A 25187-nucleotide genomic window follows, 5' to 3' on the forward strand; every position below is an offset into this window, starting at 1 on the left:
GGTGGGGGCAAGCGGCCTTGGCAAAAGCACTGCCACTGCAAGCGCCGCTTGCCCCCATCCCAACCTTCCCCCAAAGGGGGAAGGAGCAACGCGATGAGCACCACCTTCGCCACCATCGCCTGGCGCGGCCGCGCCGTGCAGGTCGAGTGCGCATGGATCGCCCCCGAGCGCACCGACGCGCCGCTCATCGTCTTCCTGCACGAAGGCCTCGGCTCCGTCGCGATGTGGAAGGACTTTCCCGCACAGGTCTGCGAGGCCGCCAACGCCCGCGGGCTCGTGTTCTCGCGCCCCGGCTATGGCCGCTCCACGCCGCGCGAAGACAACGAAATCTGGGACGTCGACTTCATGCACCGCCAGGCGCACGAGGTGCTGCCCGCCCTCTTCACCGCCTTGAAGCTCGACCACGAAAAGCCCTGGCTCTTCGGCCACAGCGACGGCGGCTCGATCTCGCTGCTGTATGCCTCGCGCTTCCCCGAGCGCGTGTCGGGCCTTGTCGTACTGGCCCCGCACATCTTCGTGGAAGACGTGACGGTCGCGAACATCGAGCTGGCCCGCACGGCCTACCTCTCGACCGACCTGCCGAAGAAGCTCGCCCGCTACCACGACAGTGCCGATTCCGCCTTCTGGGGCTGGAACCGCATCTGGCTGCATCCGCCCTTTCGCGACTGGAACATCGAGGCCGAACTCGACGCCATCCGCTGCCCCGTGCTCGCCATCCAGGGCCTCGACGACGAGTACGGAACGCTCGCGCAGATCCGCGGGATTGCCGCGCGCGTCGGCGGCGGTTGCGAACTGGTGGAAATCCCTGAATGCGGGCATTCCCCACATCGCGATCAGCCGGAACGTGTCACCGTCGCTACCGCTTCTTTCATCACCAAAAACAGGAGACAGACACCATGACGACCATCCGCACGGCGCGCCTCGCGCTCACCGCCATCGCCTTTGCCGCCCTCGCATCGGCGGCCGGCGCCCAGGGCACCGGCAAGCTCAAGGTCGGCCTGATGCTGCCGTACAGCGGCACCTACACCGCGCTGGGCGTGGCCATCGAGAACGGCTTCAAGCTCTATGTGGACGAACAGGGCGGCAAGCTCTCGGGCCGCGAGATCGAGTACTTCAAGGTGGACGACGAATCCGATCCCGCCAAGGCGACCGACAACGTCAACAAGCTCATCAAGCGCGACAACGTCGACGTGATCGTGGGCACCGTGCACTCCGGCGTCGCGATGGCGATGGCCAAGGCTGCGAAGGAAAGCGGCACCGTGCTGATCGTGCCCAACGCCGGCGCCGACGCGGTGACCGGCCCGATGTGCGCACCCAACATCTTCCGCAGCTCGTTCAGCAACTGGCAGCCCGCCTATGCGATGGGCGAGGTCGCTGCCAAGCAGCAGGGCAAGAAAAAGGCGATGACCATCACCTGGAAGTACGCGGCCGGCGACGAGTCGGTCAACGGCTTCAAGGAAGGCTTCGAGAAGAACGGCGGCAAGGTGGACAAGCAGCTCACGCTGCCCTTTCCCAACGTCGAGTTCCAGGCGCTGCTGACCGAGATCGCGGCGGCCAAGCCCGATGCGGTGTATGCCTTCTTCGCGGGCGGCGGCGCGGTGAAGTTCGTCAAGGACTACCAGGCCGCGGGCCTCAACAAGACCATTCCGCTCTACGGCCCGGGCTTCCTGACCGACGGCACGCTCGATGCGCAGGGCGACTCGGCGCAGGGCATGCTGACCACGCTGCACTATGCGGACGGCCTCAACACCGCGCGCGACAACGCGTTCCGCGTGGCGTATGCCAAGTCGTTCAAGCTGCAGCCCGACGTGTATGCGGTGCAGGGCTACGACGCGGCGCAGATGCTGGGCGTGGGCCTTGCCGCCGCCAAGGGCGACATCGGCAAGAAGGCCGAGTTCACCGCCGCCATCGAGAAGGCCAGGATCGACAGCCCGCGCGGCACGTTCACGATGAGCAAGTCGCACAACCCGGTGCAGGACATCTATCTGCGCAAGGTGGATGGCAAGGAGAACAAGCTGGTCAGCACCGCGATCAAGGGCCTCGCAGATCCGGCCCGCGGCTGCCGGATGTAAGCAGGCCTGAGGGCCTTCGGTTATTTCGTTCCCTCGCAGCCCCTGACCGAGTTCACGGCTGCGAGCCGCCTTGCGGCAACCACATTCAACTGGGATCTCACACGGTGGATTTCGGAACCTTCCTCGTCCAGTGCCTGAACTCCGTTCAGTACGGACTGCTGCTCTTCCTCGTGGCGTCGGGCCTCACGCTGATCTTCGGGATCATGGGCGTGATCAACCTCGCGCACGGCAGCTTCTACATGATCGGCGCGTACCTGGCGTTCTCGCTCGCGCCGCTGTTCGGCGACCAGTTCTTGCTGATGCTGGTGGCGGGCGTGGTGCTCGCGGCGATCTTCGGCTACCTGCTCGAATGGGCGTTCTTCAGTTATCTCTACCAGCGTGACCACCTGCAGCAGGTGCTGATGACCTACGGGCTCATCCTGGTGTTCGAGGAGCTGCGCTCCATCCTCGTGGGCAACGACGTGCACGGCGTGAAGGTGCCCGCATGGCTCGACGGCAGCTTCGCGCTCGGCAACGTCATGAGCTACCCCTGGTACCGGCTCTTCGCATCGGCCGCATGCATCGTGCTCGCAGTGGGCTTGTACTGGGTGGTGAACCGCACGCGCCTGGGCATGATGATCCGCGCCGGCGCGAGCAACCGCGACATGGTGCGGGGCCTCGGCATCGACGTGAAGCGGCTCTACCGCATCGTGTTCGCGGCCGGCGTGGCGCTCGCGGCGCTGGCCGGGATGATCGCCGCGCCGATGTCCTCGGTGTATCCGAACATGGGCGCGAGCGTGCTCATCATCTGCTTCGTGCTGGTGGTGATCGGCGGCATCGGCTCGATCACCGGCGCGCTGCTCGCTTCGCTGCTGGTGGGTTTTGTCGACACCTTCGGCAAGGTGTTCTTCGCGGACCTCAGCGGCATCGGCATCTACCTGCTGATGGCCATCGTGCTGATCTGGAAGCCCGAAGGGCTGATGGGGAGGCGGCCATGACGAAGAAGGGTGCATTCCTCGTGCCCGTGGCCTGCGCGGTGCTCATCGGCATCGCCGGCCCGTTGATGGGCAACTACGCCTCGGACTTCGTCGTGAAGGTGATGATCCTCTCGATCTTCGCGCTGAGCCTCGAACTGCTGGTCGGCATGACCGGCCTCGTGAGCCTGGGCCATGCGGCGTTCTACGGCATCGGCGCCTACGTGACGGTGCTCGCATCGGGCAGCGAAGGCGGCAACTTCGCACTGCTGCTGCCGATGGCCATGGGCGCGGCTGCGCTCTATGCGCTGTTCGTCGGCGCCTTGAGCCTGCGCACGCGCGGCGTGTACTTCATCATGGTGACGCTGGCTTTCGCGCAGATGGCCTTCTTCGTGTTCCACGACACCAAGGTCGGCGGCGGCAGCGACGGCATCTACATGTACGTGCGGCCCGCCATCGGCGCGCTCGACCTGGAGAACCGCACGGTACTGTTCTACGTGGTGCTTGCATCGTTGGTGTTCACCTACGGGCTGCTTGCGCTGATTCGCCGCTCGCGCTTCGGCGCGGCGCTCGCGGGCATTCGCGTGAACGAACAGCGCATGCGCGCGGCGGGGTTCCCTGTGTACGGCTACAAGCTCGCGGCCTTCGTGCTGGCGGGCGCGCTGGCGGGTCTCGCGGGTTTCCTGCTGGCTTCGCGTGACGGCGTGGTCAATCCCGAGTTGATGGCCTGGCACAACTCGGGCGAGGTGCTGCTGATGGTGATCCTCGGCGGCCTCGGCCACCTGCGCGGCGCGGTGATCGGCGCGATCGCGTTCACGCTCTTGAAGGAAATCTTCTCGACGCATGCCGTGATGGGGCCTCTGGCGGACCACTGGCAGCTCACGCTGGGCATCGCGATCATCGTGTTCGTCGCGTGGTTGCCCAAGGGGCTGATCGGGCTCGTGAAGCGCATCTCGCCGAAGGAGGCCGCATGACCTGCTCGCACCTTCCGTCTTTCTCCCTCCCCTCCTGGGGGAGGGCCGGGGTGGGGGCACGCGGCCTTTGCAAAAGCACGGCCTCCGCCAGCGCCGCTTGCCCCCATCCCAACCTTCCCCCAAAGGGGGAAGGAGCAATGCCATGAACACCACTACACTGCTTTCCGTCGCCGGCCTCACACGCCGCTTCGGCGGCCTCACCGCGGTGAACGCCGTCACGCTCGACCTGCATGTCGGCGAAGTGCATGCGGTGATCGGCACCAACGGCGCGGGCAAGTCGACGCTCATCAACATGCTCTCGGGCGAGATCGAGGCCTCCGAGGGCCGCATCGCGCTGGACGGCATCGACATCACGCAGCGTGCGCAATCGAGGCGCGCGCGCGACGGCGTGGGCCGCAGCTACCAGCGCACGACGATCTTTCCCGAGTTCAGCGTGCACGAGAACTGCCGGCTCGCCGCACAAGCCGCGACTGCGCGGCCGTGGGCGATCTGGCAGGCCTCGCAACGCTGTACGGCGAGCAATGCGGCCGCCGACTCGGCGCTCGAAGCCGCAGGCCTTTCGAACGAATCCTTGCGCATTGCGGGCACGCTGAGCCACGGCGCGCAGCGCCAGCTTGAAGTCGCCATGTGCCTCGCGACAAATCCACGCGTGCTGCTGCTCGACGAGCCGCTCGCCGGCATGGGCGCCGAGGAAACCGACCGCATGCTCACGCTGCTCGCGCGGCTGAAGGCCACGCACGCGATCCTGCTGGTGGAGCACGACATGGACGCGGTCTTCCGCATCGCCGACCGCATCACGGTGATGGTGAACGGCACCGTCATCGCGACCGGCGACCCGACATCGATCCGCGAGAACCCCGAAGTGCGCACGGCGTATCTCGGAGAGGACCACTGACATGCTGATCGTCCGCGACCTCAACACCTACTACGGCAACAGCCACATCCTGCGCGGCGTGCACGCCGGCATCCCGACGGCCACGTCGGTGGGCCTGCTTGGCCGCAACGGCATGGGCAAGACCACGCTCATCCGCAGCATGATGGGCTACGTGCGGCCCGCCTCGGGCGAAGTGCAGGTGGACGGCCGCACCGTCACCGGCTGGCCGCCTGAGAAGATGGCGCGCCTTGGCATCGGCTACGTGCCCGAGGGCCGAGGCATCTTCCCGAACCTCTCGGTGCGCGAGAACCTCGTGATGAGCGAGCGCGCGGGCATCGACGGCCGCCGCGCCTGGACCTTCGACCGCGTGATGGCCACCTTCCCGCGGCTGGCCGAGCGGCTCTCGCACGGCGGCCAGCAACTCTCGGGCGGCGAGCAGCAGATGCTCTCGATCGGCCGCGCCCTCATGACCAACCCGCGCCTCTTGATCCTGGACGAAGCCACCGAAGGCCTCGCGCCGCTGATCGTGGCCGAGATCTGGCGCGTGATCGGCGAGATCCGCGGCACCGGCATCGCCACGCTGATCGTGGACCGCGACTACCGCAAGGTGCTCGCGCACACCGACCTCGCGGTGGTGATGGAGAAGGGGCAGATCGTGCGGCACGGGGCGTCGGCCGACCTGCTGGCGGAGCCGCATGCGCTCGAGGAGCTGCTGGGCGTGTAGCAAAAAGGAGCATGGCGGTGACACGCGAGATCAGCCTCCTCGATCCCTCGGGCAAGCCGGTTCGCTTCGAGGGCAAGACGCTGATCAACGCCGCCACCACGCCGTGGCAGGGCTTTGCGCTGGAGGTGCGCGCGATACAGGGCGACGGCGAGAACCCGGCCTGCTACAACCCGCACCCGCTGCTCGCGTTCTGCGTGCGCGGACACGTGAAGTCCGCGATGACCACGGGGCACCGCACCCGTCACACCGAGATACGGTCCGGCGGGCTGTGCATCTTCGAGCAGGGCTACGAAGTCGACCGCGTGACGTGGTCCGGCCACGTCGAGGAAATGATCGCGCTGGAAATTCGCCCCGAGACGCTGCGCGACCTGATGCCCGAGGGCCATGGCGAGCTTCACCTGCAGACGCATCTCTCGACCACCGACGCCACCCTGACGTCGCTCGCCATCGCGATGCGCGACGAAGTGGAGCGCGGCTGCACTTCAGGCCGCCTGCATGCGCAGGGCCTGTCGATGGCATTGGTGAGCTACCTGCAGCACCGCTACGGCGGCGCGGGCAATGCGAAGCGGCCGCCCGGGCGCCTCTCGCAGGCGGACCTGCGCAAGGTGTACGACTGGGTGATGCAGCACCTGGGCGAAGACTTCGGCATCGACGAACTCGCGGCCGAGCTGCACATGAGCGCCGTCCATTTCACGCGCCTCTTCAGGGCCAGCACGGGTGCGACGCCGTACCGCTACGTGATGGAGCAGCGCGTGCGCCATGCGCTGTCGCTGCTGGAGGGGCGGTTGTCGCTCGCCGAGATCGCGCATGCCGTCGGCTTCTCGAGCCAGGCGCATTTCACGCAGGTGTTCAAGCAACTGGTGGGCACCACGCCCGCGCGTGCACGGCTCGGGTAAGTCCCCGTGCAGGGTGAAGGGATCCTGCAAACCATGATCGCTTGTCGATAGACCGCACAGCGAGGCAAAGGCAAATTCAGGTGTCCATACAACAGGAGACAAGAAGATGCCCCGCACGATTCATCGCACAGCACCCAACCCTTCGCGCACCCGGTTCACGGCGGTGGCTGCGCTCTGCATGGGCATGTGCGCCGCAGCAGCACTCACGGCGTGCGGGGGCAGCGACTCCTCGGGGACGGTGCTGCCCTTCATCCCCGCATCGCCGCCACCATCGGGTCCGGCCGCGCCCGTGGCGCTCGCCTGCGACGACAGCCTGAAGACCGCATTCAAGCCCGACGCGAACACCACCGTCACCGTGGTGAAGCAGTTCAAGCAAGGCGACGACCTGAACCTCGACGGCAAGGCCTCGGGCACCGTGGCGGCCAGCGACGTGTGCATGGTCAAGCTCAACGTCGGACCGGGCTATGCGGGGCCGGCGGATGCGCCGTCGACCTCGCCCGGCATCGGCATCGAGGTGTGGCTGCCGACGATGTCCAAGTGGAACAACCGCGTGCGCGTGCTCGGCGGTGGCGGCTTCGTGGGCGATGCGGGCATCAGCGCCAAGGCGCAGATCGGCGGCGCGGCCGCGGCCGCCATTGCCGCGGGCGAAGGCTCGGTGAGCGCCGTGACCGATGCGGGCCATGCCTCGAAGTTGCCCATCGCTTCGGTGGACGGCTCGTTCGCAATGAACCCCGACGGCACCGTCAACACCACGCTGTGGACCGACTTCGCAAGCCGCGGCATCCATGAGATGGCCGCCAAGGCCAAGGCGCTGGCGGCCGGCTTCTACCAGCGCAGCGCGCAGTACGCCTACTGGGACGGCTGCTCCACCGGCGGCCGCCAGGGCCACATGCAGGCACAGGTGAACCCCGACGATTTCGACGGCATCCTCGCCGGCAACAGCGCGATCAACTGGACCACCTTCATCACCGCCGAGCTGTATCCGCAGGTCGTGATGCAGCGCGACCTGGGCGGCACGCCGCTCACGCCGGACCAGATGACGCTGGTGTCTTCGGCCGCCGTGAGCGCCTGCGACAGCACGCTCACCGGCCAACACGAAGGCTTCATCAGCGATCCGGCCGCCTGCAAGTACGACCCCGCGCAGGACAAGGCCGTGCTGTGCACCGGCAGCGGCGGCACCAACGCGACTGCAGCCTGCCTGAGCACTGTGCAGGCGCAGGCGGTCAACAAGATCTGGTACGGCCAGACGCGCGACGGCAGCGCACCGGCGCCCGCGGGCGACATCGGCTACGGCGCCACGCTGGCGTCGGGCCAGCTCTGGTACGGCCTCACGCGCGGCACCGCGCTCAACAGCCCCGGCATGCCAGGGTTCTCGCTGGCGGACTCCACCGGCGGCGTGCCCAACCCGTTTCCCATCGCCGCACACCAGGTCGCGCTGAACCTGCAGGACCCGACGATCGCGACGCCGGATTTCATCAATGCGACGGGCAACGGCGCGAACCTCTGGAAGGGCCTGTCGTATGCCCAGTTGGCCAACGCCAGCGATCGCGGCAAGGCGCTGCAAACCGCCTTCGCGAACATCAACGCCGACAACCCCGACCTGGCCAGGTTTCGCGACCGCGGCGCCAAGCTGCTGACGTACCACGGCCTGGCCGACCAGCTGATCCCGAACTCGGGCACGGCCAACTACTACGAGCGCGCGGCCAAGGCGATGGGCGGCATCGACGCGACGCAGAAGTTCTACCGCTACCTCGAGATTCCCGCGATGGGGCACTGCGCCGGCGTGGGCTCGGTGAACGGCCTGGCTGGCGTGAGCCCCGCGGCCAACCCGCCGCTCCCCCCGCCGAACCAGTTGTTCGCCGCGCTCACCGACTGGGTCGAGAAAGGCGTGGCGCCCGACAACCTCGTGCTGCAGAACGCCGACAAGTCACTGGCGCGGCCGCTGTGCACCTACCCGAAGAAGATCGCGTACCTCGGCGGCGATGTGAAGTCGGCGGCCAGCTTCGCCTGCCGCTGAGCTTTCAGACGAGCCGCTGCGCCATCAGGAAATCGATGAACACCCGCATGCGCAGCGGCACATGGCGCCCGTCCGGGTACAGCAGCGTGTACGGGCGCGAGCGGCCCGCGAACGGTTTCAGCACCTCGACGAGCGAGCCGTCGGCAAGCTCCTTCTCCACCACGAAGCGGTAGGTCTGGAACAACCCGGCGCCGCTCTTGGCGAGCGTGACGCCGCCGAGCACGTCGTCGGAGCAGCTGTAGGCGCTGTCCGCGAGCACCTCGCGGTCCTTGCCGTCTTCCTTGAAGAGCCATGAGATGCGCCGGCCGCTGCTGGGCAGCTCGAACTGGATGCACTCGTGCGCGGCGAGGTCGTCCGGCGTGCGGGGCGTGCCAGCCGCCTTCAGGTACTTGCGCGTCGCGACCACCACGAGCGCCGCGTCCTCCAGGTGCCGCGCGATCAGCGTGGAGTCGGGCTGGGCGCGCACGCGCACGGCCATGTCGTAGCCCTCTTCCACGAAATCGATGTTGCGGTTGCTCAGGTGCACATGCAGCCGGATGTCGGGATAGCGTTCGCGGAACGCGGGCAGCGTCGGCAGGATGCGGTGGTGGCCGTAGGTGGTCGGCACGCTGATGCGCAGCGTGCCCGAGGGCTGCGCCTGCTGGCCCATCACTTCGCGCTCGGCCTCGGCGAGTTGCGCGAGCGCCTGGCGGCACTGCGCGAAGTAGGAGCGGCCCGCGTCGGTGAGCCGCACGCTGCGCGTGGTGCGCACGAACAGGCGAAGACCGAGTCGTTTCTCCAGTCGTGAGATCGAGCGGCTCACCGCCGCCGGCGTCACGCCCGCGGCAAGCGCCGCCGAGGTGAAACCGCCCGTCTCCGCCGCGAGACAGAAGAGCTCGATGCTGCCAAGGAGGATGTCGCCGAACTGCCGTTGCATGGATTGATTACCTTGCGTATCAAGTGAAGTGCGAGTCTAGTGATTTATCTACGGCTGCGTCATCAATACAGTTCTCCCCACGTCATCAACTTTTGGAGAACCGACATGCAAGACAGCAATTCATCCCCCACCGTCGTCATCACCGGCGCCTCGAGCGGCATCGGGCTGGGCCTCGCGGCGGCGTACCTCGAACGTGGCTTCAACGTGGTCGCCAACGCCCGCACCGACGAGCGCCTCGCGGCCGCCGCAAAGCAGCTGGGCAACCCGGACCGCTTTCTCGGCGTCGCGGGCGACATCGCCCTGCGCGCAACGGCCGAGCAGCTCATCGACCGTGCTGTGGCGCGCTTCGGCCACGTCGACGTGCTCATCAACAACGCCGGCATCTTCAACGCCAAGCCCTTCGTCGACTACACCGAGGAAGAGCTTGACCAGCTGGTCGCCACCAACCTCAAGGGTTTCGTCTACGCCTCGCAGGCCGCCGCGAAGCACATGATTCCGCGCCGCAAGGGTCACATCGTGAACATCACCGCGGGCATCGCGCTGCAGCCGAACCTCAAGGTGCCGGCGCTGGTGCCGGTGCTGGTCAAGGGCGGCATCAATGCGGCGACGCGCGCCCTCGCGCTCGAGCTCTCGCCGCACAACATCCAGGTGAATGCGGTAGCTCCCGGCATCGTCGACACGCCGATGCACCCCGCCGAGAACCACGGCTTCTTGAGCGGCCTGGCGCCCGCGGGCCGCATCGCGACCGTGCGCGAGATCGCCGATGCGGTGCTGTACCTCACCGGCGCCGGCTTCACCTCGGGCGTGGTGCTGGCGGTGGACGGCGGCGCGAGCGCCGGCACCTGGTAATCGCCTCGCTCACGCACTCATCCACTCACCCAAGGAGCACACCATGCCTTTCGTCAATCTGAAGATCACCCGCGACGGCGTCACGCGCGAGCAGAAGACCCAGGTCATCGCCGAGTTCACCGAAGTCCTCGAACGCGTGCTGAAGAAGCCGCCGGAGTGGACGCACATCGTGATCGAGGAGATCGATACCGATGACTGGGGGTTCGGGGGCGTGACGACCACGGAGTACCGCAAGCGGCTGGCGGAGGCCGCCAAGAAAGCGCAATGAAGGCGGACGGGCGCGGACGGCCTACTCGATGAACCGCCGCAGCCCGTCCAGGTCGATCACCGTGATCCCTCCGTACTCGATCCGCAAGAAGCCCGCCTCCTTCAACCGGTTCAGCGCCGCATTGCACCGCTGCCGCGACACCCCCGAGAGATTCGCGATCTCCTCCTGCGATGTCTGCAGGTGCGGCTCGCTCCCCGGATGCAGCCATGGGTGGAACAACCCGGCGAGCGCGCGCGCCACCTGGCTGTCGGCGTCGAGCAGCCGGTGCGCCGCGTAGTTGCCCATGAACCAGTGCAGCCGCTCGTTGATCTGCTGCAACAAGAAATGATCGAAGCCGCGCTGCGTGCGGTGCAGCCATTCGAAGGTCTCCAGCGGCAACTGGGCCACGCGGCTCGGGCGCAGCGCAATGATGTCGGCCGAGCGCGGCACCGCACGCAGCAGCGTGCCCTCGCCGAACCAGCTGCCGACCGACAGACCGCCGAAGGTCACCGAGCGCCCGTCGCTGGATGTGATCGACCACTTGAGCAGCCCTTCGAGCGTGCCGTACCAGTGCAGCGGCGTGTCGCCGCGCCGGCACAGCGCGGCGCCGGCGGCCACCTCGACCTCGCGCATCTCGTCGAGCACGCGCTCGCGCGCGGCCGCATCGAGCAGCGGAAACCAGGCAGAGCCTTGCAGCAGTTGCGGAATGGTCAGCGATGCCGCCGTGATGGGCGGCTCCGCCTTCTTCGTGGGCATGGAATGAAAGCTCCTGGAGGCACGGGTGCGTAAACCCTGAGCCCAAATGTCGTCGCGATGACTGAGTGTGCATGCGCTCCCAAAAATAATAGCGCGCCCCTCATGCAAGACACCAGGAAAACGCCATGTCGTCCAAGCGCAAAGTGATCGTGACCATCGCTCCCACCGGCGGCATGGCGCACAAGTCGCAGAACCCGCACCTGCCTACGCAACCCGCCGAGATTGCCGCCGACGTGCTGCGCTGCTGGAACGCCGGCGCGAGCGTGGTGGCGATCCATGCGCGGCGGCCCGACGACGGTGCCACCTGCAACGCCGAGGTGTACCGCGACATCAACAGCCGCATCCGCGCGGGCGGCTGCGACATCGTCATCAACAACTCCACCGGCGGCGGCGTGCACGGCGACATGGTCAAGCCGCTCGCGGGCGACCGCTGGGAGATCGCGTGGGAAGAGCGCATCAAGGGCATGGACGCCGGCGCCGAGATGTGCACGCTGGATGCGACCACGCTCAACCTGAGCTTCGAGGGCAAGCAGATCCTGATGGACACGCCCATCACCAAGGGCCGCGAACTGGCCGCCGGCATGAAGGCGCGCGGCATCAAGCCCGAGTGGGAGGTGTTCAGCCCCACGCACATCCTGCAGGACACGACCACGCTGATCGGCGAGGGTCATGACGAGGAGCCGTACTTCATCAACCTCGTGATGAACGTGCACCGCAATTTCCAGAACGCGATGCCGTATTCGCCGCGCTTCCTGCAGATGATGGTCGACACGCTCCCCAAGGGCAGCATCTTCTGCGTGAGCGGCATCGGCCCTTCGCAACTCGAAGCCAATGTGGCGGCGCTGCTGCTGGGCGGGCATGCGCGCGTCGGGCTCGAAGACAACCTTTACTTCCGCCACGGCGAACTGGCCACCAACGTGCAGCTCACCGAGCGCATCGTGCGGGTGATCCGCGAGCTCGACATGGAAGTGGCCACGCCGGCCGAGGCGCGGCAGATGATGGGGCTGCCGCGCGCCGGCACGCCATGGCCCGAGTTCGCATTGGGCTGATCGAACAACTACAACGACAGGAGACAAGACCATGAACATCACCCTCTCGCGCACTGCGCTCGCCATCGCACTCGGCACCGCCTTCGCCAGCACCAGTGCCTCGGCGCAGGTGTCGGACGACACCATCCGCATCGGCTTCATCAGCGACATGTCGGGCATCTACCGCGACTACGACGGCCCGGCCGGCGCTGAAGCGATCCGCATGGCGATTGCCGACATGGGCGGTGCCATCGATGGCAAGAAGATCGAGTTGGTCACGGCCGATCACCAGAACAAGCCCGACATCGCCGCCGCCAAGGCCCGCGAGTGGTTCGACGTGCAGAAGGTCGACATGCTGATCGCGGGCGTCAACTCCGGCGCGGCCATCGCGATGGCGGGCGTGGCGGCGGACAAGAAGAAGCCGTACTTCGTGGTCGGCTCGGGCGCCTCGAGCCTCACCAACGAATACTGCTCGCCCTACACCGTGCACTACGCTTACGACACGGTGGCCATGGCGCGCGGCACCGCGAGCGCGGTGGTCAAGGCGGGCGGCAAGAGCTGGTACTTCGTGACCGCCGACTACGCCTTCGGCGCCGCGCTGCAGACCGACGCGGCCAAGATCATCAACGCGAGCGGCGGCACGGTCGCGGGCTCGGTGAAGCACCCGCTGGGCGCGAGCGATTTCTCGTCGTTCATGCTGCAGGCGCAGGGCTCGAAGGCGCAGGTGCTGGCGCTCGCCAATGCGGGCGGCGACACGGTGAACGCGATCAAGTCGGCGGCCGAGTTCGGCATCAGCAAGAACATGAAGCTGGCCGGCATGATCATCACCATCAACGACGTGCACGCGCTGGGGCTGAAGACCTCGCAGGGCATGTACCTCACCGACAGCTGGTACTGGAACCAGAGCCCCGAGGCCCGCACCTGGGCGCGGCGCTTCTTCGACAAGCACAAGCGCATGCCCTCCTCCTTCCATGCCGGCGACTACTCGGCCGCGCTGCAATATCTGCAGGCGGTGAAGGCGGCCGGCAGCGACGATGCCGACAAGGTGATGGCGCAACTGCGCAAGACGAAGTTCAATGACATGTTCGTCAAGGGCGGGTGGCTCCGCGACGACGGCCTCATGGTGCACGACATGCAGCTGATGCAGGTGAAGACCCCCGACGAATCGAAAGAACCGTGGGACTACTACAAGGTGGTCGAGCCGATCCGCGGCGAGGCCGCATGGACGACGAAGGCAGAGAGCCGCTGCGCGCGGTGGAAATCATGACCCTCTTGAATGTGCAACGCGTCGCAGTCGTCGGCACTGGCGTGATCGGCGCGAGCTGGGCGGCGTACTTCCTCGCGCACGGGCTCGATGTGAATGCGACCGATCCGTCGCCCGGCGCCGAAGACAGGCTGCGCGCCGCGGTGGCGCAGCACTGGCCGACGCTGGAACGCTTCGGACTTGCCGAAGGCGCATCGGTGGATCGCTTGCGCTTTCACGACAGCCTGGAAGACGCGGTATCGGTGGCCGACTTCGTGCAGGAGAACGGCCCCGAGCGCATGGACTTCAAGATCGATCTGTTCCGCCGCATGGACGCGGCAGCGCCGCCGGAAACCATCCTCGCGTCGAGTTCGTCGGGCCTCGCGATCAGTGGCGTGCAATCGGGCTGCGCGCATCCGCAGCGCGTGGTGCTCGGGCATCCGTTCAATCCGCCGCACCTGATTCCGCTGGTGGAGGTGATCGGTGGCGAGAAGACCTCGGCCGAGGTCATCGAACGCACGATGGCGTTCTACGCGGCCATCGGCAAGCGGCCGATCCATGTGAAGCGCGAGGTCAAGGGCCACATCGCGAACCGGCTGCAGGCAGCGCTCTGGCGCGAGGCCTTCCACCTCGTCAATGAAGGCGTGGCGAGCGTGGCGGACATCGACACGGCGATTGCGCACGGCCCGGGCCTCCGCTGGGCGGTGATGGGGCCGTTCATGAACCTGCATCTGTCGGGCGGTGCGGGCGGCATCGAACATGTGCTCGCGCACCTGGGCGGGCCGATCGAAGATTGGTGGAAGGACCTGGGCGCGCCGTCGATGACGGCCGAGCTCAAGCAGAAGGTGACAGAGGGTGTGGCGGAGGAACTGGGCACGCGCCGCACGGTCGACCTCGAAGCCGCGCGCGACACCCTGCTGTTAAACCTGATTCGCGCCAAGGCCGACACCGGCAAGCTTGGCTAGATGAAACCTTGCTCTTCGATGCGTTGCGCTGTGCGTTCAGGCTGCGATCCCGCCGACGGGGTACCTTGCTTCGCGAATGTCCCCCGCCCTTCGGGCTCCTCCTTGATTTCGCTGCGCAAGGCACCCCATCGGCGTGCTCGTTTTCAGAGCACTGGTTGATCGGAAAGCACAACGACCGCGCTCTGTGTGCGCAGGGCATCGGGTGCTCCCCGCAGCGAAATCAAGGAGGAGGCCGCAGGCCGGGGGACATTCGCGGAGGGGAGTACCCGGTGGCCTGTGCACACGCCCTGAACAAAACCCTCGGAATACAGAAATGACCGACTTCCTCCACGACGAAAACCTGATCGCCCCGCCTCGCACGGTGCGCATCGACTTCGACGACGGCTCCTTCGCGCTGCGCTCGCCGCAGACGCTGAAGCCCTATGCGCGCTGCATCGGCGAATGGATCGAACGCTGGGCGCGCGAGACGCCCGACGCGCTGGCGTTCGCCGAACGCGACGAGAGCGGCGAAGGCTGGCGCAAGCTCGATTACCGCGCGCTGCGCCACGCCGTCGGTGCGGTCGCACAGGGCTTGCTCGACCTGAAGCTGCCCGCGGGCCAGCCCATCGTGATCCTCTCGGACAACGCGATCGACCATGCGGTGCTGATGCTTGCGACGATGCACATCGGCCGCACCGCGTGCTCGCTGTCGAGCGCGTACTCCCGCATGGCCAAGGACCCGTCGCGGCTGCACGGCATGCTGAAAGCGCTCGGTCCTTCGCTGATCTACGCATCGGACGCCAAGGTCTACGGCGGCGCGCTGGCAGGCTGCGGTGTCGAGGCCGTGACGGTGTTCAGCCGCGACGCCGACGCGCATCCAGGCGCGATGGCCTTCGACCAATTGCTCGCGGCGAAGGAAACGCCAGCCGTGATGGAAGCCTTCGCAGCGATCCTTGCCGACACCCACGCCAAGTACCTGCTGACCTCCGGCTCCACCGGCAAGCCCAAGGTAGTGATCAACACGCACCGCATGCTGTGCGCCAACCAGCAGATGATGGCGCAGACCTGGCGCTTCCTCGCGGAAGAAAAGCCGGTGCTGGTCGACTGGCTTCCATGGAGCCACACCTTCAGCGCGAACCACAACCTGCACATGGTGCTGTGCCATGGCGGCGCGCTCTACATCGACGAAGGCCGGCCCGCGCCGGGCCTGATCGAGAAGACGGTGCGCAACCTGCGCGAGGTCAAACCCACGCTGCTGTTCAACGTGCCGCGCGGCTTCGACATGCTGCTGCCTTTTCTCGAAGCCGACGACACACTCGCCACCGAGGTGTTCTCGCGGCTGCGCCTTGCCTTCTATGCGGCGGCCGCGCTCGCGCCTTCGACATGGCAACGGCTCGAAGCGGTTGCGCAGCGCGTGCGGCCCACGCGGCCGCTGTGGCTCACCACCTCGTGGGGCGCGACCGAAACCTCGCCCGCCATCACCTCCGCGCACTGGAAGCTCGACGGTGCCGGCTGCATCGGTGCGCCGCTGCCGGGGCTCGAACTCAAGTTCGTGCCCAACGGCCAGAAGCTGGAGATGCGGGTCAAGGGCGTGTCGGTGTTCCCTGGCTACCGCGATGCGCCACGTGAAACGGCGGAGGCGTTCGATGAAGAGGGCTACTACCGCATCGGCGATGCTGGCTTTCTTGCGAACACCGCGGAACCCGAGCAAGGCGTGATCTTCAACGGCCGCGTGGCCGAGGACTTCAAGCTCTCGACCGGCACCTGGGTCTCGGTGGGCACGCTGCGCGTGAAGCTGGTGTCGATGCTCGCGCCGCATGTGCAGGACGTGGTGCTCACCGGCCACGACCTCGACGAGATCGGCATGCTGGTGTTCGCCAGTCCGCAGGCCGCATCGCTCGCGCCCGAGGCGTTGGCCGAGCGCATCGCCGGTGTGCTGCGTGTGCTGCGCGACGAAGGCGCGGGCTCGTCGCAATGCCCGGCCTGTGCACTGGTGCTCGCGGAGCCGCCGAGCCTGGACGCGGGCGAGATCACCGACAAGGGCTACATCAACCAGCGCGCGGTGCTCGCGCGGCGTGCGGCCGACGTGGCGCGCCTGCATGCGACGGACCCGGACCCGCAGGTGGTGCGCCTGCGCGGCTGATCAGGACGGCTGCTCGAACAGCGCGAGCAGCGTTTCCTTGACCCATTGATGCAGCGCCGAGGTCTCGTGCCGCTGGTGCCAGAACAATTCGATGATGCGCGGCTGCGCAGAAAGAGGTCGTAGGTCGGCGTGGTCTTGCCGACCAGGCTCACATCCACATGCCGCGCCGCAAGGAATTTCTTCAGCGGAATCTTGCCCGTGCGCGCCAGCGGATGTCCCGCGCGCATGAAGCAGAGGAAATCGGGTGACCACAACGCCCTAGATTTAAGGAACGCGGGCCGCCGCACCTCCTCGTTGTAGACGCTGATCGCGAAGTCGGCTTTGTTGTCGGCCAGCACCGGGCCGAAATCCACCAGCGTGTTCGGAATGGCATGAACCTGCATCGACGGCGCGACCTTGCCGAGCCGGGCCGCCAGCCGCCGGCACCACGATCGAGGACACGTAGTCGGACATCGCGATGCTCACGCTCGCGGTGCTGCGCAGCGCGTCGAAGCGCTCGTCGTCCATCGTCGCGCGGATCGCATGCAGCGACTGCGACAGCGGCTCCCACAGGTCGATGGCGCGCCGGGTCGGATTGACGCCCGCGCCGCTGCGCACGAAGAGCGGATCGTCGAAGGTGTCGCGCAGCCGGCGCAGCGCATTGCTGACGGCGGGCTGCGTCAGCGACAGCTTGCTGGCTGCGCGCGTGACGTTGCCTTCGGTCATCAGCGCTTCGAACACCTTCAGCAGGTTGAGATCGGCATTGCGGTAGTTCATCGTGCGTCCCGTTCATTCACCAGCTCAATAAACACAATCACGCATATAAATTTGCGGTGATATCCCCCCGATCCTACGATCTGCCGCTTCACCCCACCCCACCTGAAGCCGAGGGATTCCCATGACCATGCTGTCGGCGCGCATCGAGCGCCTGCCCTTCTCTGGTTTCCATCGACGCCTGCTCCTCATGGGAGGCCTCGGCTACACCTTCGATGCGATGGATGCCGCGGTGATCGCCTTCGTGCTGCCGGTGCTGCGCACCGAATGGGGGCTGAGCAGCGTGCAGATCGGCGTGCTGGCCAGCGCGAACTTCATCGGTTTCTTCTTCGGCGCGCTGGCGGCCGGCGCCTGCGGCGACCTGATCGGGCGGCGCAAGGTGATGATGTCGGCGCTCGCGATCTATTGCGTGGCCTCGCTCTTCAGCGGCATGGTCAACGACTGGACGCTCTTCCTCGGGCTGCGCATCGTGGCCGGCTTCGGCGCCGGGGCCGAGAGCGCGATCATCGCGCCGTACCTCTCGGAGTTCGTGGCGCGGCGCTACCGCGGCACCTTCACCGGCGCGCTCGCGGGCTTCTTCTCGTTCGGCTTCGTCGCCGCGGCGTTGCTGGGCTACTTCATCGTGCCGGCGCATCCTCAGGGCTGGCGCATCGTCATCTTCATCACGGCGCTGCCGGTGGTGCTGTTGCTGTGGTGGCGCCGCGCGCTGCCGGAGTCGCCGCGCTGGCTCGAGAGCCAGGGCCGCGCCGTCGAGGCGGACGCGATCATGGATGCGATGGAGTCCGACCACCTGCGCCGTGGCCAGGCGCTGCCCGTGCTCAATGCCGAAGATGTCGCCGCGCCGCCGCCGAGCACCACGCGCGGCAACCTGCTGACGAACTACGCAACGCTGGTCTCCAGGAAGCTCATCCGCATCAGCACCATGACCTGGCTGATGTGGCTGTCGATCACCTTCAGCTACTACTCGTTCTTCACCTGGATTCCGAGCCTGCTGATCCAGAACGGCATGACGATCACCAAGAGCTTCGGCTATTCGCTGGTGATGTACATCGCGCAGATTCCCGGCTACTTTTCGGCTGCATGGTTCAACGAGCGCATCGGCCGGCAGGCCACCATCGTGAGCTACATGCTGCTGGGCGGGCTCTGCGCGCTGGGCCTCGCGTTCACGCACAGCGATGCGCAGATCATGGCCGCGGGCGTGCTGCTGTCCTTCTTCATGAACGGCACCTATGCGGGCGTCTATGCCTACACGCCCGAGGTGTTTCCGACGCAGGTGCGGGCGACGGGCTCGGGCCTCGCCTCGGCCATCGGGCGCATCGGCGGCATCACCGCGCCGATCCTGGTGGGCTTCATCTACCCGACCGCCGGCTTCGCGGGCGTGTTCGGCATGACGACGGCGGTGCTGCTGCTGGGCGCGGCGGCCGTCACCTTCATGGGCATTCCGACGCGCGGCCGCTCGCTCGAAGACATCGCGGCCGGCGAACTTTCCTGACGACCCTCGACAACCATGCAATCGACCTCTCTCGAAGATTCCCTGTCGGCCGTGGCACGCGCCCACGCCGACACCACCCAGCCGCACGCCACCTTCGATGCCATCGAGAAGGCGGTGGCCGAGACCATCGGCCACCGGCTCTTCACCATCCTGGTCCATCACCGCGAAGCGCGCGAATCGGAGCGCGTGTACACCAACATGCGCGAGGCCTACCCGGTGGGCGGGCGCAAGCCCATCACCGATTCGCCGTGGATGCAGCAGGTGATGCAGCAAGGCCTGCCCTACATCGGCCGCAACGCCGACGACCTGCGCGACGTGTTCTACGACCACGAACTCATCGTGTCGCTCGGCTGCCGCAGCGTGCTGAACATTCCGCTGCGCTGGCAGGGCGAGACGCTCGGCACGCTCAACATGCTGCATGAAGAGAACTGGTACGGCGACGGCCACGTCGATCTCGCGCGGGTGTTCGCGCAACTGGCGGTGCCGGCCGTGATGGCGCAGCAACAGACCAAGGAATCCATCGCATGACGAACACGGTCCTTTTCAAGAACGCGAACCTGCTCGATCCGCTGCGCGGCGAACTGCTCGAAAGCCACGACATCCTGGTCGAAGGCGGCGTGGTTCGCGAGGTGTCCGACAAGCCGCTGCAGAGCAAGGCCGCGCGCGTCATCGACGTGAAGGGCAAGACGGTGATGCCGGGCCTCATCGACCTGCATGTGCATGTGATCGCGGTGGAGCTGAATCTCTCGCGCCAGGTCCACATGCCCAACGTGCTCATCACGCTGCGCAGTGTGCCCATGCTGCGCGGCATGCTGCGCCGTGGCTTCACCACGGTGCGCGATGCGGGCGGCGCGGGCTTCGCGTTCAAGCAGGCGGTGGACGCGGGCCTCGCGCAGGGGCCGCGCCTCTTCGTCTCGGGCCGCGCGCTGAGCCAGACCGGCGGACATGGCGACATGCGCGGGCGCTCCGACTTCATCGACCCCGCCGCGACCTGTTCGACCTGCGTGCGCGTCGGTGCGCTCGCGCGCGTGGTCGACGGCGTCGATGCGGTGCGCCGCGCCGTGCGCGAAGAGCTGCAGATGGGCGCGGACCAGATCAAGATCATGGCCTCCGGCGGCGTGGCCTCGCCGACCGATCCGGTGGGCGCCTTCGGCTACAGCGAGGACGAGATCCGCGCCATCGTGGAAGAAGCCGCGGGGCGCGGCACCTACGTGATGGCGCATGCGTATACCGCTGCGGCCATCGCGCGCGCGGTGCGCTGCGGCGTGCGCACCATCGAGCACGGCAACCTCGTGGACGCGCCCACGGCCGCGCTGATGGCCGAGCTGGGCGCCTACGCGGTGCCGACGCTGGTCACCTACGACGCGCTGGCCAACGAGGGCGAGAGCTTCGGCCTGCCGAAGGAGAGCGTCGCCAAGGTGGCCGACGTGCGCGAGGCCGGCCTGCGCTCGCTGGAGATCTACAAGAAGGCCGGCGTGAAGATGGGCTTCGGCTCCGACCTGCTGGGCGAATCGCAGCGCCTGCAGAGCGACGAATTCCGCCTGCGCGCCGACGTGCTGTCGCCGGCCGAGGCGATTGCGAGCGCCACCGTGGTCGGTGCCGAGGTGCTGGGCATGCCGGATCGCCTCGGTCGTCTCGTGCCGGGCGCGCTGGCCGACATCCTCGTGGTCGATGGCAATCCGCTGCGTGATGTCGAATGCCTGCTGGGACAGGGCGAGCGCATTCCGCTGGTCATGAAGGAAGGCGTGGTCCAGTTCGACGAACTGGGCTGAAGCTTTCGGTCGCGGACGTGGCCGTGGCGATCAGGCCTGTGCGAACCACGCGCGCCACAGCTTGCGCGCCTTGTCCTGGTAGCGCCGCGTGACGGTCTGCAGCGCGGTGCGCGGCGCGGGCGACATGAGTTCGGCCGGCAGCAGCGGATCGCGAATGAGGTGCGCGATGACGGCGCGCCCGAGCAGCAGCGACTCGCGCACCGCCGCTTCGAGCGGCAGCTTGTCCAGCCGCTTTTCGCCGCGCTCGATGCCGGTCTGCAGGCGCTGGTAGCCGGTCGTCAGCGCGCGCACATTCCACAGCTTGCGCGCGGCCTCCTCGGTGGCTTCGTCCATGTCGGCAAGGCGAAACACCAGCGCCTTCGACGACAGGCCCAGGCCCTGCAGCTGTTCGCGCTCGGCCGCCAGCCCGCCTCGGAGGTTGTCGGGCCGGATGTGCAGCCCGGCCTGCAACGGAGCAAAGCCGCGCAGCGACAGCGCCAGGCCGTGGTGGCGCCAGGCCGTCTTGTCCGAACGCGGCACACCGGCGTCGTGCACCGCGAGCCAGTCGTTGCGCCATGGGACGGCCTGCGCGCCGCGCTGCCGCCAGCCATCGACCGCGCGAGACAGCGCCGGCCCCGCGCGGTTGAGCGCATAGCTGCCGCGCTCGCCGCGTTCGATCTTGCCGTCGCTCGCGAGCCGCGTGAGGGCCACGCGCAGCGTCGATTCACCGATGCCCATCAGCGCGCCGGCGCGGCACAGCGACTGCGCACCCAGCATCCCGCTGTGGGCGACGAGCAGGTCGAGGATCAGTTCCGGCGCACTCGGAATGGCGACCGGGACATTGCATATTTTTTCCACGTTTGCACATCGGAGAAATATTTCCTACGATGAACCAGAGCTATTGAGTAAGTAATTTTGCCTCCAAGGGAACGCGAGCATGGCTATGGAATACGTGACCTATGACACGGATCGGGCGGTCTGCACCCTCACGCTGAACCGCCCCGACAAGCGCAATGCCGTCAACGGCATCGTGGCCGCCGAGCTGCGCGAAGCCTTCGAGCGCTTCGAGGCCGACGATGCGCTGCGCGTGGCGATCCTCACCGGCGCCGGCGGCCACTTCTGCGCCGGCGCCGACCTGGGCGCCGTCGGCAACCCTGACGAACGCAACGAGCTCGACCCCGAGGGCGGCGGCAGCGGGCCGATGGGGCCGACGCGCATGGCCTTGTCCAAGCCATTGATCGCAGCCGTGAACGGCTATGCGGTCGCGGGCGGCCTCGAACTCGCGCTGCTTGCCGACTTGCGCGTGGCCGACGACGACGCGGTCTTCGGCGTGTTCTGCCGCCGCTGGGGCGTGCCGCTGATCGATGGCGGCACGGTGCGGCTGCCGCGCATCGTGGGCATGGGGCGGGCGTTGGACATGATCCTCACAGGCCGGCCCGTCTCCGCCACCGAGGCGCTGTCGATGGGCCTGGTCAACCGTGTCACGCCGCCGGGCGGCGCGCTCGCCGCGGCGCGGGAACTGGCGCTGCAGATCGCCGCGTTCCCGCAGCAATGCATGCTCACCGACCGCCGCTCCGCCTACGAGCAGTGGAACCTGCCGCTGGCCGAGGCATTGCGTCGCGAAGGCGCACAGGGCGTGCCGATCGTCTTTGCCGAGGGCGAAGCCGGGGCCGCACGCTTTGCCAGCGGCGCGGGGCGGCACGGCGCCTTCAAGGGCTGATTCAAGGACTGGATCGCCGCCGCAACGCGGTGCGCAGCGCCTTCGCGAAACGCGGGTCGGCCATCGCGCCGACGTTGAAGCGCGACCAGCGCGAGACCTGCGTCGAATCGACGCTGAAGATGCGGCCCGGCGCCATCACGATCTTGCGCGGCAGCAGTTCCTTCGCGAACGCCAGCGAGTCGGCCACGCCGGGCAGCGCCGCCCAGATATAGAGCGACTGCGGGGTGCGCGCGAAGACCTCCGCATCGACCGAGTCGAAGAGCTGCAGCGCACTGCGCGTGGCCTCGCCGAGTCGGTTCTGCAGTCGGTTCAGGTGTCGCTGGTAGTGGCCTTCGCTCAGGATCACATCGACCGTGCGCTCGCTGTACTCCGAGCTGCTCACGTGGATCAGCGCCTTCAGGTCGGCGAGATCGCTCGCGAGGTCTGCTCCGCAGGCGATGAAGCCCACACGCAGCGCCGCCGAGAACGACTTCGAGAAGCTGCCGATGTAAATCGTGCGCTCCAGTTGGTCGAGCGCCGAGAGCCGCGGCAACGCGGTCGGCTTGAAGTCGGCCAGCGGGTCGTTCTCCACGATCAACAGGTCGTACTTTTGCGCGAGCTGCAGCACTCGAAAGGCCTTGGCCGGCGAGATGTCCGACCCCGTGGGGTTGTGCGCGAGCGACTGCGTGAAGAAGAGGCGCGGCCGCTCGGCGATGAGCAACTGCTCCAGCACGTCGAGGTCTGGCCCGTCCGCCAGGCGCGGCACGGCCAGCATCTGCGCGCCTGCGAGCTTGAGCTTGCCGAACAGCGGGTAGTAACCCGGGTCGTCCACCAGCACCTTGCCGCCGGGCGGCACGAAGTAGCGGATGACGATGTCCATCGCTTCGTTGGCGCCATGCGTGAGCACGATCTGCCGCGGCTCGGCGCCGATGCCGAAGTCCGCGAGCTTGCGCACGAGGTGGTCGCGCAGCGGCGCATAACCGAAGCGGCTGCCGTAGCGGAACAGCGCACCGAGCCCCGTGCGGACAACCTTCGGGTGGTACTTGTCCAGGCGCACATCGGCGAGCCATTCGACGGGCGGAAAGCCGTCGCCCACGGCCACCGCATCGGGCTGCGTCTTGAGTTGCTCCCGCATGAGCCACACGATGTCCATCGCGCGGCCGAGGCTGCCCGCGTCTTCCTCGGGCGGCTTGGGTGCCGTCGATTGCGCGAGCACGAAGTAACCGGAACCGCGCCGCGGCTCGACGAGGCCGCGCGACACCAGAAGCTCGAACGCGGCCACCACGGTGTTCTTGGCATAGCTGTGCAGTTGCGCCAGTTCGCGCAGCGACGGCAGCTTGTCGCCGGCCTTGTAGGCGCCGCTCGCGATCTGGCGCGCGAGGGTGTCGGCGAGCGAATCGGCGATGGTTGTCATGGGCGGGACTTTGACACAGCGGGCCGCTTCAGCGCACCACTGTCCGCACTGTCCCGCCAAACTGTGCCTTCCGCCGGCGGTACAGCCGACCTAAATTGCCTGCTCCCGAATTCATCTTCCCAAGAGACAAGCAACGATGGTCGCCGACTCCCGCATTCCCAATTTCCGTGCCCTCACGCCCGCGCAGCGCTTCGCCCACATCGCCAAGGCCGCATCGCTCACCGACGACGAGGTGGCCCTCCTCGCCCAGCCCGGCGCGCTGAGCGTGGACCGCGCCAACGGCATGGTCGAGAACGTGATCGGCACCTTCGAGCTGCCGCTGGGCGTGGCCGGCAACTTCACCGTGAACGGGCGCGACTACCTCGTGCCGATGGCGGTGGAAGAACCCTCTGTGGTCGCTGCCGCATCGTTCATGGCCAAGCTGGCGCGCGAAGGCGGCGGCTTCGAGGCTTCGAGCACCGGCCCGCTGATGCGCGCGCAGGTGCAGGTGATCGGCATCACCGACCCCTACGGCGCACGGCTCGCGCTGCTGCGTGCGCGCGACGAAATCCTGGCCGTGGCGAACAGCCGCGACAAGGTGCTGATTGATCTCGGCGGCGGCTGCCGCGACATCGAGGTGCATGTGTTCGGCGACACACCGCGCGGCGCGATGGTGGTGATGCACCTGATCGTCGACGTGCGCGACGCGATGGGCGCGAACACCGTCAACACCATGGCCGAGGCAGTGTCGCCGCTGGTCGAGAAGCTCACCGGCGGCACGGTGCGCCTGCGCATCCTGTCGAACCTCGCGGACCTCAGGCTGGCGCGTGCGCGCGTGCGGCTCGCACCTTCTGTGCTGGCCACACGCGAGCGCAGCGGTGAAGAGGTGGTCGAGGGCGTGATCGATGCCTACACCTTCGCGGCCATCGACCCCTACCGCGCGGCGACGCACAACAAGGGCATCATGAACGGCGTCGACCCGGTGATCGTCGCGACCGGCAACGACTGGCGCGCGGTGGAGGCCGGCGCGCATGCGTACGCCTGCCGCAGTGGGCGATACACCTCGCTGACCACGTGGGAAAAGGACACGACGGGCGCGCTGGTGGGCACCATCGAGATGCCGATGCCGGTGGGGCTCGTGGGCGGCGCCACCAAGACGCATCCGCTCGCGCGGCTCGCGCTGAAGATCCTCGATGTGAAGTCGGCGCAGGAGCTTGGCGAGGTCGCCGTGGCCGTCGGCCTCGCGCAGAACCTCGGTGCCTTGCGCGCGCTCGCCACCGAAGGCATCCAGCGCGGCCACATGGCGCTGCATGCCCGCAACATCGCGTTGGTCGCGGGCGCCGCCGGCGACGAGATCGACAGCATCGCCAAGCAGATGGCCGCCGAGCACGACGTGCGCACCGATCGCGCCGTCGCGCTGCTCGAAGCATTGCGCAAGAAGTAAGCAGAAAGCGGGAGAGCCC

24 protein-coding genes are annotated in these 25187 nt (G+C 67.4%); 19 read left to right on the forward strand and 5 right to left on the reverse strand.

From position 1 onward, the window contains the following. The first annotated feature begins 93 nt into the window (after positions 1-93). From QF040_RS24380 to QF040_RS24415, 8 genes are all read left to right on the forward strand, one after another. Positions 94-900 carry an alpha/beta fold hydrolase gene (locus QF040_RS24380; RefSeq protein ID WP_429613176.1) on the forward strand — a complete coding sequence of 269 codons (807 nt, stop codon included), beginning with the start codon at positions 94-96 and terminating at the stop codon, positions 898-900. Next, entirely contained in the window at positions 897-2072 is a 1176-nt protein-coding gene (locus QF040_RS24385; protein ID WP_429613177.1) for an ABC transporter substrate-binding protein, read from the forward strand. Before QF040_RS24380 ends, QF040_RS24385 begins: the two co-directional genes overlap by 4 nt. Before the next feature lie 104 nt (positions 2073-2176). Beyond that, the gene (locus tag QF040_RS24390; protein ID WP_042580696.1) at positions 2177-3049 is read left to right on the forward strand and encodes a branched-chain amino acid ABC transporter permease; all 873 of its coding nucleotides are present in this window, start codon (positions 2177-2179) and stop codon (positions 3047-3049) included. Then, positions 3046-3999, forward strand: a complete 954-nt coding sequence (locus QF040_RS24395) for a branched-chain amino acid ABC transporter permease (protein ID WP_429613178.1) — start codon at positions 3046-3048, stop codon at positions 3997-3999. Before QF040_RS24390 ends, QF040_RS24395 begins: the two co-directional genes overlap by 4 nt. Before the next feature lie 142 nt (positions 4000-4141). Further along, a complete protein-coding gene (locus tag QF040_RS24400; RefSeq protein WP_429613179.1) occupies positions 4142-4894 on the forward strand; it encodes an ABC transporter ATP-binding protein in 753 nt (250 codons plus the stop codon). A gap of 1 nt (position 4895) precedes the next feature. Continuing rightward, a complete protein-coding gene (locus QF040_RS24405; protein ID WP_429613180.1) occupies positions 4896-5597 on the forward strand; it encodes an ABC transporter ATP-binding protein in 702 nt (233 codons plus the stop codon). A 17-nt stretch (positions 5598-5614) separates the two neighbouring features. After that, positions 5615-6493, forward strand: a complete 879-nt coding sequence (locus tag QF040_RS24410; RefSeq protein WP_429613181.1) for a helix-turn-helix domain-containing protein — start codon at positions 5615-5617, stop codon at positions 6491-6493. A gap of 106 nt (positions 6494-6599) precedes the next feature. Beyond that, positions 6600-8510 carry a tannase/feruloyl esterase family alpha/beta hydrolase gene (locus tag QF040_RS24415; RefSeq protein WP_429613182.1) on the forward strand — a complete coding sequence of 637 codons (1911 nt, stop codon included), beginning with the start codon at positions 6600-6602 and terminating at the stop codon, positions 8508-8510. Positions 8511-8514: 4 nt separating this feature from the next. Here the strand turns inward: QF040_RS24415 and QF040_RS24420 are convergent, their stop codons facing one another. Next, positions 8515-9426, reverse strand: a complete 912-nt coding sequence (locus QF040_RS24420) for a LysR substrate-binding domain-containing protein (protein WP_429613183.1) — start codon at positions 9424-9426, stop codon at positions 8515-8517. Positions 9427-9531: 105 nt separating this feature from the next. Here QF040_RS24420 and QF040_RS24425 point away from each other — a divergent pair, with 105 nt between their 5' ends. Together QF040_RS24425 and QF040_RS24430 are read left to right on the forward strand one after the other, a co-directional pair. Continuing rightward, a complete protein-coding gene (locus QF040_RS24425) occupies positions 9532-10275 on the forward strand; it encodes an SDR family NAD(P)-dependent oxidoreductase (RefSeq protein ID WP_429613184.1) in 744 nt (247 codons plus the stop codon). 43 nt (positions 10276-10318) lie between these two features. Further along, a complete protein-coding gene (locus QF040_RS24430; RefSeq protein WP_013538562.1) occupies positions 10319-10543 on the forward strand; it encodes a tautomerase family protein in 225 nt (74 codons plus the stop codon). Between the two features lie 21 nt (positions 10544-10564). Here the strand turns inward: QF040_RS24430 and QF040_RS24435 are convergent, their stop codons facing one another. Beyond that, positions 10565-11278, reverse strand: a complete 714-nt coding sequence (locus tag QF040_RS24435; protein WP_429613185.1) for a Crp/Fnr family transcriptional regulator — start codon at positions 11276-11278, stop codon at positions 10565-10567. 125 nt (positions 11279-11403) lie between these two features. On the opposite strand from QF040_RS24435, the gene QF040_RS24440 reads away from it, so the two are divergent. The 4 genes from QF040_RS24440 to QF040_RS24455 all read left to right on the forward strand — a co-directional run bounded on the left by QF040_RS24440 (position 11404) and on the right by QF040_RS24455 (position 16636). After that, positions 11404-12327 carry a 3-keto-5-aminohexanoate cleavage protein gene (locus QF040_RS24440; protein WP_429613186.1) on the forward strand — a complete coding sequence of 308 codons (924 nt, stop codon included), beginning with the start codon at positions 11404-11406 and terminating at the stop codon, positions 12325-12327. A 31-nt stretch (positions 12328-12358) separates the two neighbouring features. After that, on the forward strand, positions 12359-13573 hold the full coding sequence (locus QF040_RS24445) for an ABC transporter substrate-binding protein (protein WP_429613187.1): 1215 nt from the start codon (positions 12359-12361) through the stop codon (positions 13571-13573). Continuing rightward, on the forward strand, positions 13528-14514 hold the full coding sequence (locus QF040_RS24450) for a 3-hydroxyacyl-CoA dehydrogenase NAD-binding domain-containing protein (protein ID WP_429613188.1): 987 nt from the start codon (positions 13528-13530) through the stop codon (positions 14512-14514). Before QF040_RS24445 ends, QF040_RS24450 begins: the two co-directional genes overlap by 46 nt. Before the next feature lie 313 nt (positions 14515-14827). Then, a complete protein-coding gene (locus QF040_RS24455) occupies positions 14828-16636 on the forward strand; it encodes a feruloyl-CoA synthase (protein ID WP_429613189.1) in 1809 nt (602 codons plus the stop codon). A gap of 264 nt (positions 16637-16900) precedes the next feature. Here the strand turns inward: QF040_RS24455 and QF040_RS24460 are convergent, their stop codons facing one another. Then, positions 16901-17392, reverse strand: a complete 492-nt coding sequence (locus QF040_RS24460; protein WP_429613190.1) for a LysR family transcriptional regulator — start codon at positions 17390-17392, stop codon at positions 16901-16903. A 121-nt stretch (positions 17393-17513) separates the two neighbouring features. Between QF040_RS24460 and QF040_RS24465 the strand changes: the two genes are divergently transcribed. The 3 genes from QF040_RS24465 to QF040_RS24475 are packed head-to-tail and all read left to right on the forward strand — an operon-like array spanning position 17514 to position 20653. Further along, on the forward strand, positions 17514-18881 hold the full coding sequence (locus QF040_RS24465) for an MFS transporter (RefSeq protein WP_429613191.1): 1368 nt from the start codon (positions 17514-17516) through the stop codon (positions 18879-18881). A gap of 15 nt (positions 18882-18896) precedes the next feature. Beyond that, complete coding sequence (locus QF040_RS24470) at positions 18897-19409, forward strand: GAF domain-containing protein (RefSeq protein WP_429613192.1); 513 nt, start codon at positions 18897-18899, stop codon at positions 19407-19409. Beyond that, complete coding sequence (locus QF040_RS24475) at positions 19406-20653, forward strand: amidohydrolase family protein (protein WP_429613193.1); 1248 nt, start codon at positions 19406-19408, stop codon at positions 20651-20653. Before QF040_RS24470 ends, QF040_RS24475 begins: the two co-directional genes overlap by 4 nt. 30 nt (positions 20654-20683) lie before the next feature. Here QF040_RS24475 and QF040_RS24480 read toward each other — a convergent pair whose 3' ends face one another. After that, positions 20684-21490 carry a PaaX family transcriptional regulator gene (locus QF040_RS24480; RefSeq protein ID WP_429613194.1) on the reverse strand — a complete coding sequence of 269 codons (807 nt, stop codon included), beginning with the start codon at positions 21488-21490 and terminating at the stop codon, positions 20684-20686. Positions 21491-21575: 85 nt separating this feature from the next. Between QF040_RS24480 and QF040_RS24485 the strand changes: the two genes are divergently transcribed. Beyond that, on the forward strand, positions 21576-22352 hold the full coding sequence (locus QF040_RS24485; RefSeq protein WP_429614690.1) for a crotonase/enoyl-CoA hydratase family protein: 777 nt from the start codon (positions 21576-21578) through the stop codon (positions 22350-22352). Position 22353: 1 nt separating this feature from the next. On the opposite strand, the gene QF040_RS24490 is transcribed toward QF040_RS24485, so the two are convergent. Next, positions 22354-23745, reverse strand: coding sequence for a PLP-dependent aminotransferase family protein (locus QF040_RS24490; RefSeq protein ID WP_429613195.1), 1392 nt, complete (start codon positions 23743-23745; stop codon positions 22354-22356). 136 nt (positions 23746-23881) lie between these two features. Between QF040_RS24490 and QF040_RS24495 the strand changes: the two genes are divergently transcribed. Continuing rightward, positions 23882-25168 carry a hydroxymethylglutaryl-CoA reductase, degradative gene (locus QF040_RS24495; protein ID WP_429613196.1) on the forward strand — a complete coding sequence of 429 codons (1287 nt, stop codon included), beginning with the start codon at positions 23882-23884 and terminating at the stop codon, positions 25166-25168. Positions 25169-25187 lie beyond the last annotated feature (19 nt).

Source organism: Variovorax sp. W2I14, assembly GCF_050435205.1.
GTDB lineage: Bacteria > Pseudomonadota > Gammaproteobacteria > Burkholderiales > Burkholderiaceae_C > Variovorax > Variovorax paradoxus_C.

What these genes read in the sequence shown, in the direction of transcription:
- QF040_RS24380 (WP_429613176.1), top strand. Translation starts at nt 94, where the DNA reads ATGAGCACCACCTTCGCCACCATCGCCTGGCGCGGCCGCGCCGTGCAG.
- QF040_RS24385 (WP_429613177.1), top strand. Translation starts at nt 897, where the DNA reads ATGACGACCATCCGCACGGCGCGCCTCGCGCTCACCGCCATCGCCTTT.
- QF040_RS24395 (WP_429613178.1), top strand. Translation starts at nt 3,046, where the DNA reads ATGACGAAGAAGGGTGCATTCCTCGTGCCCGTGGCCTGCGCGGTGCTC.
- QF040_RS24400 (WP_429613179.1), top strand. Translation starts at nt 4,142, where the DNA reads ATGAACACCACTACACTGCTTTCCGTCGCCGGCCTCACACGCCGCTTC.
- QF040_RS24405 (WP_429613180.1), top strand. Translation starts at nt 4,896, where the DNA reads ATGCTGATCGTCCGCGACCTCAACACCTACTACGGCAACAGCCACATC.
- QF040_RS24415 (WP_429613182.1), top strand. Translation starts at nt 6,600, where the DNA reads ATGCCCCGCACGATTCATCGCACAGCACCCAACCCTTCGCGCACCCGG.
- QF040_RS24420 (WP_429613183.1), bottom strand. Translation starts at nt 9,426, where the DNA reads ATGCAACGGCAGTTCGGCGACATCCTCCTTGGCAGCATCGAGCTCTTC.
- QF040_RS24425 (WP_429613184.1), top strand. Translation starts at nt 9,532, where the DNA reads ATGCAAGACAGCAATTCATCCCCCACCGTCGTCATCACCGGCGCCTCG.
- QF040_RS24430 (WP_013538562.1), top strand. Translation starts at nt 10,319, where the DNA reads ATGCCTTTCGTCAATCTGAAGATCACCCGCGACGGCGTCACGCGCGAG.
- QF040_RS24435 (WP_429613185.1), bottom strand. Translation starts at nt 11,278, where the DNA reads ATGCCCACGAAGAAGGCGGAGCCGCCCATCACGGCGGCATCGCTGACC.
- QF040_RS24440 (WP_429613186.1), top strand. Translation starts at nt 11,404, where the DNA reads ATGTCGTCCAAGCGCAAAGTGATCGTGACCATCGCTCCCACCGGCGGC.
- QF040_RS24445 (WP_429613187.1), top strand. Translation starts at nt 12,359, where the DNA reads ATGAACATCACCCTCTCGCGCACTGCGCTCGCCATCGCACTCGGCACC.
- QF040_RS24450 (WP_429613188.1), top strand. Translation starts at nt 13,528, where the DNA reads ATGGACGACGAAGGCAGAGAGCCGCTGCGCGCGGTGGAAATCATGACC.
- QF040_RS24455 (WP_429613189.1), top strand. Translation starts at nt 14,828, where the DNA reads ATGACCGACTTCCTCCACGACGAAAACCTGATCGCCCCGCCTCGCACG.
- QF040_RS24460 (WP_429613190.1), bottom strand. Translation starts at nt 17,392, where the DNA reads ATGAACTACCGCAATGCCGATCTCAACCTGCTGAAGGTGTTCGAAGCG.
- QF040_RS24465 (WP_429613191.1), top strand. Translation starts at nt 17,514, where the DNA reads ATGACCATGCTGTCGGCGCGCATCGAGCGCCTGCCCTTCTCTGGTTTC.
- QF040_RS24470 (WP_429613192.1), top strand. Translation starts at nt 18,897, where the DNA reads ATGCAATCGACCTCTCTCGAAGATTCCCTGTCGGCCGTGGCACGCGCC.
- QF040_RS24475 (WP_429613193.1), top strand. Translation starts at nt 19,406, where the DNA reads ATGACGAACACGGTCCTTTTCAAGAACGCGAACCTGCTCGATCCGCTG.
- QF040_RS24485 (WP_429614690.1), top strand. Translation starts at nt 21,576, where the DNA reads ATGGAATACGTGACCTATGACACGGATCGGGCGGTCTGCACCCTCACG.
- QF040_RS24490 (WP_429613195.1), bottom strand. Translation starts at nt 23,745, where the DNA reads ATGACAACCATCGCCGATTCGCTCGCCGACACCCTCGCGCGCCAGATC.
- QF040_RS24495 (WP_429613196.1), top strand. Translation starts at nt 23,882, where the DNA reads ATGGTCGCCGACTCCCGCATTCCCAATTTCCGTGCCCTCACGCCCGCG.